Source organism: Amycolatopsis sp. NPDC051102 (assembly GCF_040682815.1).
Lineage (GTDB): Bacteria > Actinomycetota > Actinomycetes > Mycobacteriales > Pseudonocardiaceae > Amycolatopsis.
Genome location: NZ_JBFBBT010000001.1, coordinates 657004 through 673162 on the forward strand (window position 1 = coordinate 657004; position 16159 = coordinate 673162).

Sequence of the window (16159 nt, forward strand, 5' to 3'; positions counted from 1 at the left end):
CCTTCCCTCGTGGGTCTCACGGTCCGATGGCGGCGGCCACCACGGCGACGTGCGGGGCGCGCACGATCCCGTAGTGGGTGGCGGGCAGTTCGTGCCAGCGGCTCGGTTCGGGCAGGTGTTCGCGCCAGCCGTCGCGGGCGGTCACCGGCAGGCCGGGTTCGGGTTCGGTGGCGAGCCAGACGTGGCCGGGCGTCGCGGTCAGGCGGGGCAGTTCGTGCCCGGCCATGCTGCGCAGGTTGGCCCGGCACGCGCGGGCGAGCTTGTGCGCGTGCTCGCCCGCGGTGCCGCCGGCGGCGCCCAGTTCGCGCTCGAAGACCGTCTCCAGCTGCGCTTCGCTGTAGTCCGCGGCGCTCGCGCCGGGCGGCGGCGGGTCGATGAGGTGCAGGGCCCGCACGGGCTGCCCGGCCGCCTCGGCCTCGGCGGCCATGCCGGCCGCGACCCACGCGCCGAACGACCACCCGGCCAGCAGCCGGGGCCGGCCGGGGAACCGCTTGTCCAGCGCCGCGTGATAGCGGCGGGCCCGGTCTTCGACGGACCACCCCGGTGGTTCCGGGCGGCTCAGCGCGGGGTCGGCGATCACGCAGACGCCGAGCGCCGGGTCCAGGGCTTCGACGAGCGGGCGGTACGCGTGGACGTCCCCGCCCACCGGGTGCACGAGGCAGACGACCTCCGGAGCCGTCCCTTCGCGCCAGACCTGGACCACGACTTCACCCGCGTCGGCGGCCTCGGAGAGCTTGGCCAGCAACGCGGCCATCGTCACCTCGGGGCCGAGCCAGGCGAGGTCGAGGTCGACGCCGTAGAGGCGTTTCACCGAGTCGACGACGTCCAGCAGGGTGAGGGAGTCGGCGCCGAGGTCGTAGAGCGGGACGTCCGGGTCGAGTTCGGCGACGCCCAGGAGCGCGCGGACTTCCTCGGTCAGGTCCGCTTCGGCCGGTTTCGCCGTGGGGGCGGCTTCTCGTTCGTGGAACGTCCTGGCGGTGTCCAGGCCGGTCGTCGCGACCAGGAGCTGGGGGAGACCGGTCGCCAGTGCGCGGGCGAAGGTGCGGCGGCCTTCGTCGTCGCTCAGGCCGACCGCCAGGTGGGCCTGGTGCCGGGCGTCGGTTTCCAGTGCGGTGACGGCCATGCCGCTGTCGCGCCAGACGTCCCAGCCGAGGGAGAGCCGGGCGGTCGGGCCGGCGCGGTGGGCGAGCGCGTCGAGGAACCCGTTGGCGGCGGCGTAGTCCAGCTGCCCGGCGCCGCCGAACTGGGCGGACAGCGACGAGCAGTAGACGACGTACGCGGGCCGGTCGCGTTCGACGAGCTGCTCGGTGAGCAGGGCGCCGGCCAGCTTGACCGACTGCGTGCCTGCGCCGCGGGTGGCGATCAGGCTGCCCGCGGGACTCCCGGCCGCGTGGACGATCCCGGCGATCGGTCCGCCGATGTCGCCGGCGGTGACGGTGGTGAGGTCGGCGGCGAGCAGGTCGACGCGGTCCGCCCACGGCTTGAGCGCTTCGGGCAGGTGGGGGTGCCGGGCGAGCAGCACGACCCGGCCGGTGGTGCGGCTGAGCAGCTCCTCGGCGATCGCGGTGCCGATGCCGCCGGTCCCGCCCAGGATGAGGTGGTTCCCGTCCACGACGAGGGGTTCGCCCGGGGCCACCGGCGAGCTGTCCTGCGCCCACCAGAACCCGGTGCGCAGGGCGACGCGCGCCGGCGGGGTCGGGCCGGTGAGGAGGCCGGCGAGGGGGTCCAGGTCCGGGCCGGGGAGATCGACCCAGTGGCCGGGCACGCCGCTTTCCTGCGGGCCGACGGCGGTGATCCCGGCGAGGAGCCCGGCTTCGGGCCGCGTGACGGCGGTCGTCGCGGGCGCCCCACCGGCGGAGACCCACCAGGTGCGGACGGACCGGCCGTGGGCGGCGCGCAGGAGGGCGGCCGGGGTGTCGAGACAGGCCCAGGTGGCGTGGTCGAGTGCGGTGTGGCCGACGGGACCGGTGATGCCGAGGGGGAGGGCGTGGAGCCAGTCGATGCCGGTGGCGGGCAGCGTGTCGAGGATCTGGCGGAGGGCGGCGGTGTCGCCGGGGTCGGCTTCGAAGGTGTCGGGGCCGAGCCGGGCGAAGTGCTTCGCGGCGTGCACCCGCACGACGCGGGGGTAGGCGGCGTCGAGCGCGGGGGCGGCCAGCGGGCCTTCGCCGGAGATGACGAGGGTGCGGGTGGTGGTCGCGGCTGCGGGTGTCGCTCGGCGGAGGCGGACCCAGGTGGGCTGGTGCAGCCATTCGGTTTCGGGCAGCCGGGTGGCGGCGGCCTTCCGCGGGAAGTCGAAGTCGCGAACGGCGAAGGCCGGCGGCGGGAAGTCCCACGGCGCCGGGGCGGGGGAGTGTCCCCAGTGGACGGACGCCCCGGCGAGCCAGGCCGTGGCCAGTTCGGCGGCACTTCCCTGGGAAAGTGCTGGATCGGTGCGAGATACCGGACTCCCGAGTGCGGGCCCGGCCACCTCCTGGGGCTCGGCCGTGCGGAGCCACTCGACCGCCGTGGCCGGGTCATCGCAGGCCGCCGCCCACCGCCACCGGTGCTCCGGCCGCCCCGACTGCAGGTGCCGGAGAACGTCCACATAGGACTCCGGATGTGCCGTCAGGTACTCCGCCACGCGTCCCGCCTCCAGGCGCAGAGCCGGTGCGCTGCGGGCCGACAACACCAAGCACCGCACCGGGTCCGGGCGGGCCGGCGCGGGCGGGCGGACCGGCTCCAGCACCACGTGGGCGTTCGTCCCGCCGATACCGAAGCTGCTCACCCCGGCCACCCGCGGTCCCGGCGGCCACGGCTCCGCCCGCGTCGGGACCCGGAACGGTCCCAGGTCCAGTGCCGGGTTCGGGGCGCGGAAATCCGCCGTCGGCGGCAGGATCCCGTGGTGCACCGCCAGGGTCGCGCGGATCAGGCCCACCACGCCGGCCGCCGCGCCCAGGTGGCCGAGCTGGCTCTTCACCGAGGACAACGCGCAGCCCGCCGACTCCGGCATCGCCTCGCGCAGGGCCGCCACCTCGATCGGGTCGCCGAGGCGGGTGCCGGTTCCGTGGGTCTCCACGTACCCGACGTCGGCACCCGACCGTCCGGCTCGCCGGAGCGCGGCCTGGACGGCCGAACGCTGACCGGCCGGCGACGGGGCGCTGTAGCCCTGCTTCACCGCGCCGTCGTTGGTCAGCGCCGACCCCGTGATCACCGAGTACACCGTGTCGCCGTCGCGGCGGGCCGCCGACAGGGGCTTCAGGACGACCACACCGACGCCGCTCGCGCCCACCGTGCCGTCCGCGTCGTCGCTGAACGGGCGGCAGTGCCCGTCCGGCGAGAAGATGTGGCCCGGCCGGTACCGGTAGCCCTCGGCGAGGGTGACGTCGACGAGCACCCCGCCCGCCAGCATCACGTCCGCCTCGCCGCCGCGCAGCATCCCGGCGGCCTGGTGGACGGCGACCAGCGAACTCGAACACGCCGTCTGGGTCGTCAGCGCGGGCCCGGTCAGGTCGAGGTGGTAGGCGACCTTCGTGGCCAGGAAGTCCTTCTCGTGATGCAGGGCCAGCTGGAAGCCGTCCGGTAGCGCCGCCGGGTCGGCCTCGCGCAGCATCTGCTGGAAGTAGGTGTTCTCGCCGCAGCCCGCCACGAGCCCGATCCGCCCGCCGGTGATCCCCGCGTGCGACAGCGCTTCGACGCACGCCATCAGCAGCTGCCGCTGCTGCGGGTCCATCAGCGCCGCGTCGCGGTGGCTGATCCCGAAGTGCTCCGGGTCGAAGCCCAGCGGATCGGCCAGGAGGCTGCGCGCGCCGACCAGCCCCTCGGCGGCCGGGAACTCCTCGATGCCCCGGCGGCCGGAGACGACCAGGTCCCAGAACGCCGCCAGGTCCGGGGCACCCGGCAGCCGCACCGCCATCCCGACGACGGCCACCGGCTCGGCCGCCGCGGCGCCGGAAGCCGGCGTGGCCGCGGCCGGGCCGGCTTCGACGTACCGGCTCAGGTCCCGCAGGGTGACGTGCTCGAAGAGGTCCGCGGCGGTGAAGCGGTACCCCGCCTCCGCGCAGCGCAGGTGGAACCGCATCAGCGAGAGGCTGGTGGCGCCCGCGGCGAAGAACGTCTCGTCCGGCCCGATCGGCGCGCCGGTCACCTCCTCGAACAACGCTGCCAGCTCGCTCGACGGCGTCCCCGAAGCCCGGTGGAGATCCGTCCCCGGGGCGTGGGGAGCGGCGTCCCGGTCGAGCTTCCCGCTGGGTGTGCGCGGCAGGGCGTCGACGACGCGGAAGCGCTCGACCCGCGCGTGCGGCGGCAGCAGCGGCACCAGGAAATCCGCCAGTTCCGCGGCGGACGGCGGCCGGCGGCACTCCAGGAACGCGGTCAGCCGGTCGTCCGCCACGGCGACCACCGCGTTGACGACGTCGGGGTGCCGCAGCAGCGCGGCTTCGACCTGCCCGAGTTCGAGCCGGTGCCCGCTGAGCTTGACCTGCCGGTCGGCCCGCCCGTCGAAGTGCAGCAGCCCGGCGCGGTCGAAGTGGGCGAGGTCGCCGCTGCGGTAGTACAGCTCCGGCAGCTCGCTGAACTTCTCCGGAGCCGCGTCGCCGAGGTAACAGCGGTTCGCCGCGAGACCGCCGATGAGCAGCTCGCCGACCTGCCCCGGCGGCAGCGGCGCGCCCGCCGCGTCGGCGACGCGCAGGACCGCGTTCGCGACCGGACGGCCGATGGCGGGCCGCTCGGGCCACGAAGCCGGATCGCCGTCGAGGGTCAGCGCGCTGACGACGTGGGTTTCGGTCGGCCCGTAGTGGTTGTGCAGGCGCGCGCCGGGCAGCCCGGCGAACCAGCGGCGGATCGCCGGGGTGCACACCAGCTGCTCGCCGGCGGTGATCACGTCCCGCAGCCGCGTGGGGTACCGGCCGAGCCGGACGCCGTGCTCGGCGAGCAGCTGCAGGGCCACGTACGGCAGGAAGATCCGTTCGATACCGGCGTTCTCCAGCTGCGCCAGCAGCGCGGGGACGTCGTGCCGCCATTCCGGGCGGATCAGGTGCAGCTCCCCGCCACCGCACAGCGTCGTGAAGATCTCCTGGAACGAGACGTCGAACGACAGCATCGAGAACTGCTGGGTGGCCGCCGGTGGCGCGTCCTGCCACTGCAGCAGGTTGGCCAGGGTGCGGTCCGGGACGCGCACGCCCTTGGGCACGCCGGTCGAGCCCGAGGTGAACAGCGTGTAGAGCGGGCGGCCGGCGTGCCCGGCCGGAACGTCCGGCACCGGACCGCCGGCGAGCGTCACGTGCCGCCGCTCGACGTCGGTCTCGAACGTTTCCCCCGGGGCGAGCAGGACGCAGCGCGGCCGGACCCGGTCGAACATGGCGCGCAGCAGCTCCGGCGGGTACGCCGGATCCAGCGGCACGGCGGTGATGTTCAGCCGCGCCAGCGCGAGCAGCGCGACGACGTGTTCGGCCGACGGCCGGAAGTACAGCGCGATGTCGGTGGCGTCCTCGGGCAGGGTGGCGGCGAGCCGAGCCGCGTGCGCGTCCAGTTCGGCGTAGGTCAGCGTCGTGTCGCCGGTCAGCGCCGGGGCATCGGGTGTCCGCGCGACCTGCCGGGCGAAGCCTTCGGCCACGGTTTCCCAGGTCAGCTCGGCCGTCGCGCCACGGCCGTGGTCGCGCCGCTCCGGCGTCCGGGCGTCGCCGTGCAAGGCGCGGTCGAAGACTTCGCCGAGGGCCGTCGCCTCGGCCTCGGTGAAGTGGCCTTCCGCGTATTCCCACAGGCAGTCGAAGCCGTCCGGCCGTTCGACGACCGACAGCGTCAACGCGCTCTTCGCCTCGGCAGCCTCGATCCACTGTGGACTGACCGTGCAGCCGGGCAGCTGCAGCGCCGCGAAGTCGGTGTTCTCCAGGACGAACAGGTAGTCGAAGGCCGCGTAGCCGGGGTCGAGGTCGGCGAACGCGACGTCCTGGTGGTCCAGTGCCGCGCCGGCCGCGGTGCCGAGCCGGCGCAGCTGGCTGTCCAGGTCCTCCTCCGGGTCCACGGTCAGCGGCAGCCGGACGGTGTTGGCGAACATCCCGACGCCGTCCTCGAACGCCCGCACCGGCCGGTTCGCCACCGGTGCGGCGATCCGCGGCCGGGTCCGCCCGGTCACCGCGTAGAGGCTCCAGGCGAACACGCCGAGCAGCAGCTGGAACCGCGTCAAGCCCAGCTCTCCGGCCCACTCATCGACGCGCTCGCGTCCGATGCGGGTCGTGTGCAGCCGTCCGGCCAAGGACGCCGGACCGAGGGGCTCGGCGTCGTCGGACCGCTCGGTCAGCTGGGTGCGGTAGCCGGGGGAGGCGAACCACCGGGACTGCCAAGCGGCGAAGTCGAACGGCGTGTGCGCCGGCCGCGGTTCGGCGCCGGACAGTTCCCGGAACAGGATGTTCAGCGACCAGCCGTCGACCGCGATGTGGTGCAGGCAGAGCAAAAGCGTGCCATCGGGCCGCCAAGCCGCACGCAGCATCCGGCCCGAGGCGAGGTCGAAGGGCGCGGTGAAGAAGTCGTCGCCGGGCTCGGTCCACGGGTCGTACGCCGCCTTCGCGACCTGCCGCAGACCGTCGGGCGTCGCCTGGAACGCCGTCCGCAGCGCCGGGTGCCGTTCCACGAGCGCCCGCACGTCCCGGCGCAGGGCATCGACGTCGGGTACGCCGGTGATCCGGAAAGCGAGCGGCACGTGGTAGGCCGTGGAAGCCGGATGGCGTTGCTGCAGCAGCCAAAGCCGTTGCTGCTCACTGGTGGCGGGTGCCGAGGTGGCGGTCGTGGGCGGGTCCGGTTCCGGATACTCCGCCCGGCCCGCGGCCGCGACGGCGGCGGCGAGATCGGCGAAAGTCCCGCGCTGCACCACCGAAGGCGCGAGGTCCGCGCCCCAACGCTCCCGGATCGCGAACCGCAGCCGCAACGCCTTGAGCGAGTCGCCGCCGGACCGCAGCCAGCTGTCGAGCGGCCGGGCGTCGGGGACATCGAGGACATCCGACACGACGTCCAGGACTTCGCGCTCCCACGGCGTCGCTTCGCCGCCGGTGTCCGGCCGCCACGGCGGAAACCCGCCCGCCAGCAACGCCGGTTCGTCGACTTTCCCGTTCGCGTTCCGGGGTAGCTCGCCGACGCGGAACACGTGGTGCGGCCGCATGTAGGCCGGCACGGTCTCGGCCAGGTGCGCCTCGAACGCGTCGAACGACAGATCGCCGGCCACGACGAAGGCGAGCAGCTCGGCGGTGGCCGCGCGGCGCACGGCCACGTGGACCTGCCGGATCTCCGGGTGGCTCAGCAGCCGCTGTTCCAGCTCGCCCGGCTCGATCCGGAATCCGCGGACCTTCACCTGCCGGTCGGTGCGCCCGACGTAGGCGTACCGGCCGCCCGGCAGCACGCGGACCAGGTCGCCGGTGCGGTAGAACCGCGCGCGCCCCTCGTCGAGCCACGGCAGCCGGACGAACCGCTGCTCGGTTTCCGCGGGCAGGCCGCGGTAGCCGAGCGCGACGCCGGCGCCCGAGATGTACAGCTCGGCGACTTCGCCCTCGGCGGCCACTCGCTCGTCCGGCGGCTCGTCCGTTTTGAAGACTGCGACCGCGCCGGTGCCCGGCAGCGGGCGGCCGATCGGGACGACGTCACCGTCGAAGCCGCGCGGGATGGCGTAGCTGAGCGCGAACGTCGTCGTCTCGGTCGGGCCGTAGCCGTTCTGCAGCCGCGTCGGCGAGTCCGGGTTGGCCCGGTACCAGCGGCGGATCAGCGGGGCGTTGAGCTGTTCGCCGCCGATGACGACCCGGCGCACGGTCGCGAAGCTGCCGGGCACGGTCTCGGCGACCGCGTTGAACAGCGTCGCGGTCACGAACATCGTGTCGATGCGCTCGCTCACCAGGGCGTCGGCGAACGCCCGCGGGTCGCGGACGGTGTCGTCGCCCAGGACGACGCAGGTGCCGCCGGTCAGCAGCGGCACCCACACCTCGAAGCTGATGGCGTCGAACGCGGGGTTGGCCAGGCAGGCGAACCGGGTGCCGTGCTCGAGCCAGCCGGGTTCGGCCAGCCGCAGGATCCCGGCGTCGCGCACCTCGACGCCCTTGGGCCGCCCGGTCGTGCCGGAGGTGGAGAACAGGAACGACGCCGGCGCGGGTTCGGCCGGCACGCCCGCTTCCGCGGTTTCGGCCAGCAGTTCGGCCGGAGTGACGCCGGGAAGGTCCTCGCTGACGACCGTGACCGCGCCCGCATCGGCGAGGATGACGTCCCGGCGCGCGGGTGGGCTCTGCCGGTCCAGCGGGACGACCTGGCCGCCGAGGCGCAGCACGCCCAGCATGACCTGGATCAGCTCCGCCGAGCGCGGCAGGCCGACGGCGACCGCGTCGCCCGGCCGGATCCCCCGGCGGGACAGCGCTTTCGCGACGGCGGCGGCACTCGCGTTCAGCTCGGCGTAGGTGAGCCTGCGGTCGCCGTCGGACACCGCGAGGGCGTCCGGGTGCCGCAGGGCCCGGTCGTGGACGCGGCGGGCGATCGACGTCATCGGGCCGCCAGCTCGGCGGTGATCAGCTTCGCGACCAGCGGCAGCGCGTCGCTCTCCAGCATGTCCCAGTGCCCGCAGTCCGCGGGGACCACCTCGAACTCGCCGCGGGCGCGGCGGCGCCAGAACTCGGCGGTGCCGGGGAGCGTGTCCTCGCCGACGGCCTGCACGAACACCACCCGCGCCGCGGTCTCGCCGGGATCGTGCTCGCGCGCGGTCAGCCGGTTGTGGTTGTACGTGCGGTGGTAGCGCTCGATCTGCGCGTCCTCGATCCCGGGGTACATCCCGTTGAAGCGAACGAGTTTTTCGCGGAATTCGGCCGCGGGCACCGGCTCGATCGCCGCCTTCGCGGCCGGGTCGTCGGTGGCGGTCGTGTCGAGCAGGACGACGCTGACGCGCGGGTGGTGCTCCGCGAGCCGCCGTCCCATCTCGTACGCGACCAGGCCGCCGTAGGAAAGTCCGCAAAGGACCAACGTCTCGCCCGGCTGCGGGTCGGCCAGCCGCAGGTACTCCTCGGCCATCGCCTCGACGCTCGGCAGCGGCTCCTCGCCGGCGTTGAGCCCGGGGGACTGGATGCCGAGGACGCCGGCGTCGTCGGGCAGAAGGGCGCTGAGCGGCAGGTAGCAGAACGCCGTGCCGCCCGCCGGGTGCACGCAGACGACGCGCGCCCGCCCGGCGCCGCGGCGGAACTCGATCACGCTGCCGCCGTCGGGCGGGCGGTCCGTGCGCAGCAGCGCGGCCTGCGCCTCGATGGTCGGGTGCAGGATGACGTCCCGGATCGGCAGCTCGCGGCCGAACTCCGCGCCGACGGCGTGGGCCAGCTTGATCGCCGAGATCGACGTGCCGCCGACGTCGAAGAAGCTGTCCGAGACGCCGATCGCGGGGTGCAGCAGCAGGTCCCGCCAGATCCGCAGCAGCGCGAGTTCGACGTGGTCGCGCGGAGCGGCGGTGTTGACCGCGGCCGGTGCGCTCGCGCGGGCGTGCGCGAGGACGGCGTCGCGGTCGAGTTTGCCGCTGCGGCTCAGCGGCAGCCGGTCGAACTCGGCGAACACCGACGGGATCATGTAGTCCGGCAACCGGTCGGCCAGCGCGGCACGCCACTCGTGCGGGGTCCGGCCGCCGCCCGCGACGCCGGCGACGAGCCGCGGCTCGCCTTCGCGGTCGACCAGCACGGCGGCCTCCCGGACGCCGGGCACGGCCAGCAGCGCGGCCGTCACCTCGCCGGGCTCGATGCGGAAACCGCGCAGCTTGATCTGGTCGTCCCGGCGCCCGGCGTACTCGGCCTCGCCGCCGGGCAGCCAGCGGGCCAGGTCGCCGGTGCGGTACATCCGCTCGCCGGGGACGAACGGGTCCGCGACGAACCGCTCCGCGGTCAGCCCCGGCCGGTGCAGGTAGCCGCGCGCCAGGCAGTCGCCGGCCAGGAACACCTCGCCCGCGACGCCCGGCGGCACCGGCCGCAGCCGCTCGTCCAGCAGGTACAGCCGCGAGCCGGGCAGCGGCCGCCCGATCGGGGCCGGGCGGTCGAGCGGCTGCGGGTCGAAGTACGCGGTGGCGTAGAGCGTCGCTTCCGTCGGCCCGTAGCCGAAGCAGATCCGCAGGCCCGGAAGCGCGGCGGCGAACCGGGCGAGCGCGGCGTCGGTCAGCGGTTCGACGCCGGTCAGCAGCTGCCGCAGCGCGAGCCCGTGCAGGCGCGTGGGATCTTCGTCGGCCCACCGGACGTACGCGGGCGGCAGGAACGCCTGGACCACTTGGTGTTCCCGTAGCCACGCCATCAGCGCCGCCGGGTCGGGCCGGACGTCCTCGGGGACTACGTGCAGCACGGCGCCGGTGGTCAGCGGCAGCAGTAGTTCGTGCACCGAGGCGTCGAAGCCGATGCTCGACCACGCCGACGTTGCTTCACCGGGAGTCGCGCCGAACCGGTCCAGCCATTGGTCGAAGAGGGCGAGGACGCTGTGGTGGGTCACGGCGACCCCCTTCGGGCGTCCCGTCGACCCCGACGTGTAGATGACGTAGGCCGTCTCGCCGGGCTCGGTCGCGACCGGTCTCCGGGTTTCGTCGCCTTCGGCTTCGAGGGCGGTGACGTCGTCCAGGACCAGCACCGGGCACGCGTCCTCGACCATGGCCGCTCGCCGGGCGGCGGGCTGGGCCGGGTCGAGCGGGAGGTAGGCGGCGCCGGTCTTCAGCACGCCCAGCACCGCGGTGACCAGGTCCGCCGACCGTCCACTGAGGACACCCACGACCCGGCCGCGGCCGGCGCCACGCGCCCGCAGCGCGTTCGCCAGCTTCGTGCTGCGGCGGTCGAGCTCGCCGTAGGTGCGCGTACGGCCGTCGCAGACGAGCGCGGGGGCGTCCGGAGTGGCGTCGGCGTGGGCGGTGAACCGGTCGACGAGCCCGCCGGGACGCCGGCGCGGCCGGGGACCGGTGCTCCAGCCGGTGAGGATTTCTTCGCGTTCGGCGTCGTCGAGGAGCTCGTAACCCGCGATGTCCGCATCCGGCCGCGTGGCGAGCTGGTCCAGCAGCCGCACGAAGTACCGGGCGTACCGCTCGGCGGTGGCGTGGTCGAAGAGCGCGACGGCGTAGTCGAGGTGCCCGGTGACGTCACCTTTCTCGTCGGCGAGGCCGAGGGCGAGGTCGAACTTCGCGGGGGCGTGCGCCACGTCCAGGGGTTCGGTCGTCACACCCGGCAGGTCCAGGAGGTCGTGCAGGGTCGGCACCCAGGCGCACATCGTCTGGAACAGGGGCGTGTGCGCCGGGCTGCGCGGCGGGTTCACCAGCTCGACGACCCGCTCGAACGGCAGCTCGGCGTGGTCGATGGCGCCCCGCAGGGCCGCGCGGACCTGCTTGAGCAGCACGGCACCGGTGGGGGAGCCGCCCAGTTCGCCGCGCACGGCCAGGGTGTTGACGAAGAAGCCGAGCGTGTCCGGGTACTCGCCCGCGGCACCCCGGTTCGCGGTGGGCACGCCGACAACGATGTCAGTTTGCGCGGAAAGCCGGTGCAGGAGGATGAACCAGCAGGTCAGGACGGCGGAGTAGAGCGTGACGCCGTGCTCGCGCGCCACCGCCTTCAGCCGGGCGGTGAGGTCGGGCCCGAGCGTCACCGGCACCCGTGCGCCGCGGAAGTCCTGGCGCACCGGGCGCGGCCGGTCGGTGGGCAGCTCCAGCACCGGCGGCACGCCGTCGAGCCGATCCCGCCAGTAGGCCTCGTGCACGGCCGGCCCGCCGCCGGTCAGCCAGTCCTGTTGCGCCCGAGCGTGTTCGCGGTAGGGCCGCGCGGGCGGCAGCCCGGGTTCCGTGCCGCTCAACTGAGCGGCATAGAGGAGGCCGAGCTCCCGCAGCAGCAAGGTGCGCGACCAGCCGTCGAAAACGACGTGGTGCACGGTGATCACCAGGATGTGGTGGTCCGCACCGGCCCCGAACTGTCGGTCCTCCCCGGTAGCGTGGCAGCTGGGGGGCGGCGCCCCGACCCCCAGCCGCGCCCGGGCCAGCGGAGCCCGCCCGAGATCGAACGGCTCGTTCCGCCACAACTCCTCCGCCTGCCCGGTGACCTCGAGCGGAAACCCGTGACCGGCGGGTTCGACGATTTGCGTAGCCTCGCCGTCTTCGACGACGATCCTGGTACGCAAGGCTTCGTGGCGGTCGGCGAGAGCGTCGAAGGCCCGTTGCAGCGCTTCGCGATCCAGGGGGCCCCGCAACGCAAAAGCCATGGTCTCGTTGTAGGCCGAGCCGGCCCCGTCCAGCTGGGAGACGGTCCAAAGGCGCTGCTGACCGGACGACAGCGGGGCGGACACTCGCATCGGTAACGGCCTTTCCGGGCGGGCGGGTGAACCGGTACAGCGTCGTGCCGTCACAGTCGAGGTCGGGGAAACACTCTCTGTCTGTCCCGACAGTTAACACCACACCACCGTGTGCTGACGAGTGATGACGGAAGTTTGCCCGGAAGTCCCTTCGGTGTTGCGCATCCCGTCGCGAGCCGAGGATCCCACGCCGTACCGACCGGATGGTATGTTGACCGCGTGATCGAAGCGGCGCGCCGGACCTGGCGACTTCTCGAGCCCTATCACGGAATGATCTACTTCGCCCCGGAGGCGGCAGCCGCGTACGGGGAGCTCGGGCTCACCGGCCGCGCCGGCTACTTCGCGTCGAGGTCGGCGGCGCTCGGCGCGGTCCCGGCGCCGGTCGTGGTCGCGACCTTCTACAACTTCAACCCGGCCCTCGTCCGGGAGTCGATCACCGCCGCCTGGTCCGTCACCGACCCGGGTGCCGTCCTGGCCGCGCGGTTCGCCGCGGCCGACCGGGCGTTGCGCGGCATCCTGGGCGACGCGGTCACTTCGCCGGAAATGCGCCGGGCCGCCGACCTCCTGCGAGAGGCCGCCGAAGCGGTCGCCGGCGATGTCACCGGCCGCCCGCTCTTCGCCGCTCACGCGGCCCTGCCGTGGCCCACCGAGCCGCACCTGGTCCTGTGGCACGCACAGACCCTGCTGCGGGAGTACCGCGGGGACGCCCACGTCGCCGCCCTGCTGACGGCCGGCCTGAGCGGCATCGAAGCCCTCGTCACCCACGCCGCTTCCGGTGCGGTCCCGGCCGAGACCCTGCGCACCTCCCGGTTGTGGTCCGAAGAGGACTGGAACGGGGCCGTCGCCGGCCTCCGCGAGCGGGACTGGCTCACCGGCGACGCCGGCCTGGCGTTCACGCCCGCGGGCGCGGCCCGCCGGGCGGACATCGAGCAGGCGACCGACGAGAACAGCGTGGCTCCCTACGCGCACGTCGGCGAGTCCGCCTGCGCCGAACTGCAGGAGCTGGTCCGCCCGTTCAGCCGGGCACTCGCCGAAAAGCTCATGCCGTGGGCGCTCGCGAGGCAGTAGGAGAGACCACGCTGTCGGCGTTCGCTGAGGCCTATCGGTTCAGCCGGACGGAATCCAGCAGTGCCCGGGCGGCCGGCTCGTTGGCGCGCGAGCTGTCGACTTCGATCGTGTAGCCCCCGATCGTCCGGTTCTGGTGCACCGGCAACGGGTCCTCCGGCGACGCGCTGTCCCCGGCTTTTTCGTTCAGCGAAACGAACATCGACAAACACCGGCTGTCGAGCGGAGCCCGCTGCGTCGCGGAGTCGGGGCAGAGCACCAGGGTGTTGGCTTCGGGCTCGCTGGTGAACGACGTGACCCGCTGCCCGCCGGGCAGCTGCAGCGACTTCAGCGGTGACTGCACCACCGGCGGCGTGGCGCCGATTTTCCCCAGCAGCGCCAGCATCTCCGCGGCCGTCACCGGCTTCGTGGTCCGCGCCCAGACCCAGTGGCCCGGTCCGTCCTGCCACATGACCGACTGGGGGTGCTTCAGCTGGCCGGCGGCCGTGGGCTTCTCGGGCAGGGCGTCGCGGGGCGCGGTGCCGTCGCGGACGTCGATCTCGAACGCGTACCGGTGGTCCCGCCCGTAGTGCACGGCGGCGAACTGCGGCTGAACGGACCACATCAGCAGCTGCCAGGAGCTGTCCGCGAGGCTGATCGGCGGCGCGGCGGGCGGGAACTTCCCGGTGTCCGGCGACGGTGTCGTCGCGGCGGGAATCGGGTGCGTGGCGGGCGGCACCGGCGCGGTCTGCCGTTCCAGCAGCCCGATCGCCCCCGCGCCGACCGCGACCACCGTGAGCGTCACCGCGCCGGCGCCGGTCGCCCGGCGCCGGCGGATCCGGCGGGTGGCGACGGCCAGCACGGCGTCCGGATCGGGGGCCAGCGACTCCTGGGCGCGCAACACGCGGCGCAGCTGGTCGAGGTCGGTCATCACACGCTCTCCTTGTCTTCGTTGAGCCGGACGCGCAGCGAGCTCAGGCCGCGCGAGATGTGGCTGCGCACGGTGGCAGGCGCGCAGCCGAGCACGGCGGCGATCTCGTGGTCGTCGCGGTCCTCGTAGAACCGCAGCACGATCGACGCCTGCTGGGCCCGGCTCAGCCCGGCGAGCAGCCCCGTGAGCTGGTGGGCGTCGGCGATCCGCCCGGCCGGATCGGGCTCGGCCGGGCCGCGGAACAGCAGCACGTCCGGCGTCGCGCGCACGGACCGCTGGTACCAGCGGCGCCGCCAGCCGAGGTAGCCGTTGACGACGATCTTCCGCATGTACAGGTCAGGCCGGTCGGCCGCGGCCAGCTGCCGCCAGGCGTGGTGCGCGCGCACGAGCGCGTCCTGCACCACGTCCTGGGCCAGTTCACGGTCGCCGGTCAGCACGGCGGCGAACCGCACCAGGCCGGGCAGCTGCTCGCGGGCGAACTCTTCGAACTGCACACCCTTCAAGATGCCGCCGCCCCCGCGCCCTGTTGCAGTCGCGGCCGGGAAACTTCGGCGACGGCTCACACCTCGGGCGCGGCGATCCCCAGGTGGTCGCGCAGGGTGGCACCGGTGTACTCGGTCCGGAACGAGCCGCGCTCCTGCAGCAGCGGCACGACCGTGTCGGCGAACTCGTCGAGCCCGCCGGGCGTCACGTGCGGGACGAGGATGAACCCGTCGCTCGCGTCGGCCTGGACCAGGTCGTCGATCGCCGCCGCCACCGTGGCCGGCGAGCCGATGAACGTCTGCCTGCCGGTGACCTCGATGATCAGGTCGCGGGTCGACAGGTTCTTCGCTTCGGCCAGCTCACGCCATTCGCGGGCCGTGGCGACCGGGTCGCGGTACATGCGGACGCTGGCGCGGCCGGGGGCGATCGTCGCCCCGGCCACGGGATCGGTCGACGGCAGCGGGCCGTCGGGGTCGTGGCCGGACAGGTCGGTGTTCCACACCTGCTCGAGGAACCGGATCGCCGTCTGCGGGCTGACCTGCTGCCGCCGGACGACGTGGGCGCGCTCGTGGGCGTCGGCGTCGGTGTCGCCGAGCACGAACGTCGCCGCGGGCAGGATCACCAGCTGCTCCGGCGTGCGGCCGTACTTCGCCAGCCGGCCTTTGACGTCGGAGTAGAACGCCTGCCCGGCTTCGAGGGTGCCGTAGCGGCTGAAGATCGCGTCGGCGGTGGCCGCGGCGAACTCGCGGCCCTCGTCGGAGTCGCCGGCCTGGATGATCACCGGGCGGCCCTGCGGGCTGCGTGGCACCGGGAACCGGCCCTCGATGTCGAAGTGGGCGTCGTGGTGGGCGAACGCGCCGGCTTCCGGGTCGCGCAGGAACACGCCGCGGCCGGCGTCGGCGGCGATCTCGTCGCCGCGCCAGGAACCGAACAGTTCCCAGGCGGTGCGCAGGAACGTCTCCGCGCGCTCGTAGCGCTGGTCCTGGGGGAGGAACCCGCCGCGGCGGAAGTTCTCGCCGGTGAAGGCGTCCCACGACGTGACGACGTTCCACGCGGCGCGCCCGGCCGACAAGTGGTCGAGCGAGGCGAACTGCCGGGCCACCTCGAAGGGCTCGTTGAACGTCGAGTTGATCGTGCCGGCGAGACCGAGCCGCTCGGTGACGGCGGCCAGCGCCGAGAGCACGGTGAAGGTGTCGGGGCGGCCGACGACGTCGAGGTCGTAGATCTGCCCGTTCTGCTCCCGCAGCCGCAAGCCTTCGGCGAGGAAGAAGAAGTCGAACTTCGCGCGCTCGGCGGTCTGCGCGAGCTTGACGAAGGAGCTGAACTCGATGTGGCTGCCGGCTTCGGGGTCGCTCCACACGGTCGTGTTGTTGACCCCGGGGAAGTGCGCCGCGAGGTGGATCTGCTTCCGGGACATCT

The 16159-nt window shown here is 73.9% G+C and carries 6 protein-coding genes; 1 reads left to right on the forward strand and 5 read right to left on the reverse strand.

Features of this window, described 5'->3' with window-relative positions; genetic code table 11:
• Positions 1-16: 16 nt before the first annotated feature.
• Positions 17-8491, reverse strand: a complete 8475-nt coding sequence (locus AB0M93_RS02850; protein WP_364267695.1) for an amino acid adenylation domain-containing protein — start codon at positions 8489-8491, stop codon at positions 17-19.
• Complete coding sequence (locus tag AB0M93_RS02855) at positions 8488-12282, reverse strand: amino acid adenylation domain-containing protein (RefSeq protein ID WP_364267697.1); 3795 nt, start codon at positions 12280-12282, stop codon at positions 8488-8490. Before AB0M93_RS02855 ends, AB0M93_RS02850 begins: the two co-directional genes overlap by 4 nt.
• A gap of 219 nt (positions 12283-12501) precedes the next feature.
• On the opposite strand from AB0M93_RS02855, the gene AB0M93_RS02860 reads away from it, so the two are divergent.
• Positions 12502-13350, forward strand: a complete 849-nt coding sequence (locus AB0M93_RS02860; protein ID WP_364267699.1) for a hypothetical protein — start codon at positions 12502-12504, stop codon at positions 13348-13350.
• A gap of 31 nt (positions 13351-13381) precedes the next feature.
• Here the strand turns inward: AB0M93_RS02860 and AB0M93_RS02865 are convergent, their stop codons facing one another.
• From AB0M93_RS02865 to AB0M93_RS02875, 3 genes are all read right to left on the reverse strand, one after another.
• The gene (locus tag AB0M93_RS02865; RefSeq protein WP_364267701.1) at positions 13382-14257 is read right to left on the reverse strand and encodes a hypothetical protein; all 876 of its coding nucleotides are present in this window, start codon (positions 14255-14257) and stop codon (positions 13382-13384) included.
• Complete coding sequence (locus AB0M93_RS02870; RefSeq protein ID WP_364267703.1) at positions 14257-14751, reverse strand: SigE family RNA polymerase sigma factor; 495 nt, start codon at positions 14749-14751, stop codon at positions 14257-14259. Before AB0M93_RS02870 ends, AB0M93_RS02865 begins: the two co-directional genes overlap by 1 nt.
• Positions 14752-14816: 65 nt before the next feature.
• On the reverse strand, positions 14817-16157 hold the full coding sequence (locus AB0M93_RS02875) for an NtaA/DmoA family FMN-dependent monooxygenase (RefSeq protein WP_364267705.1): 1341 nt from the start codon (positions 16155-16157) through the stop codon (positions 14817-14819).
• Positions 16158-16159 lie beyond the last annotated feature (2 nt).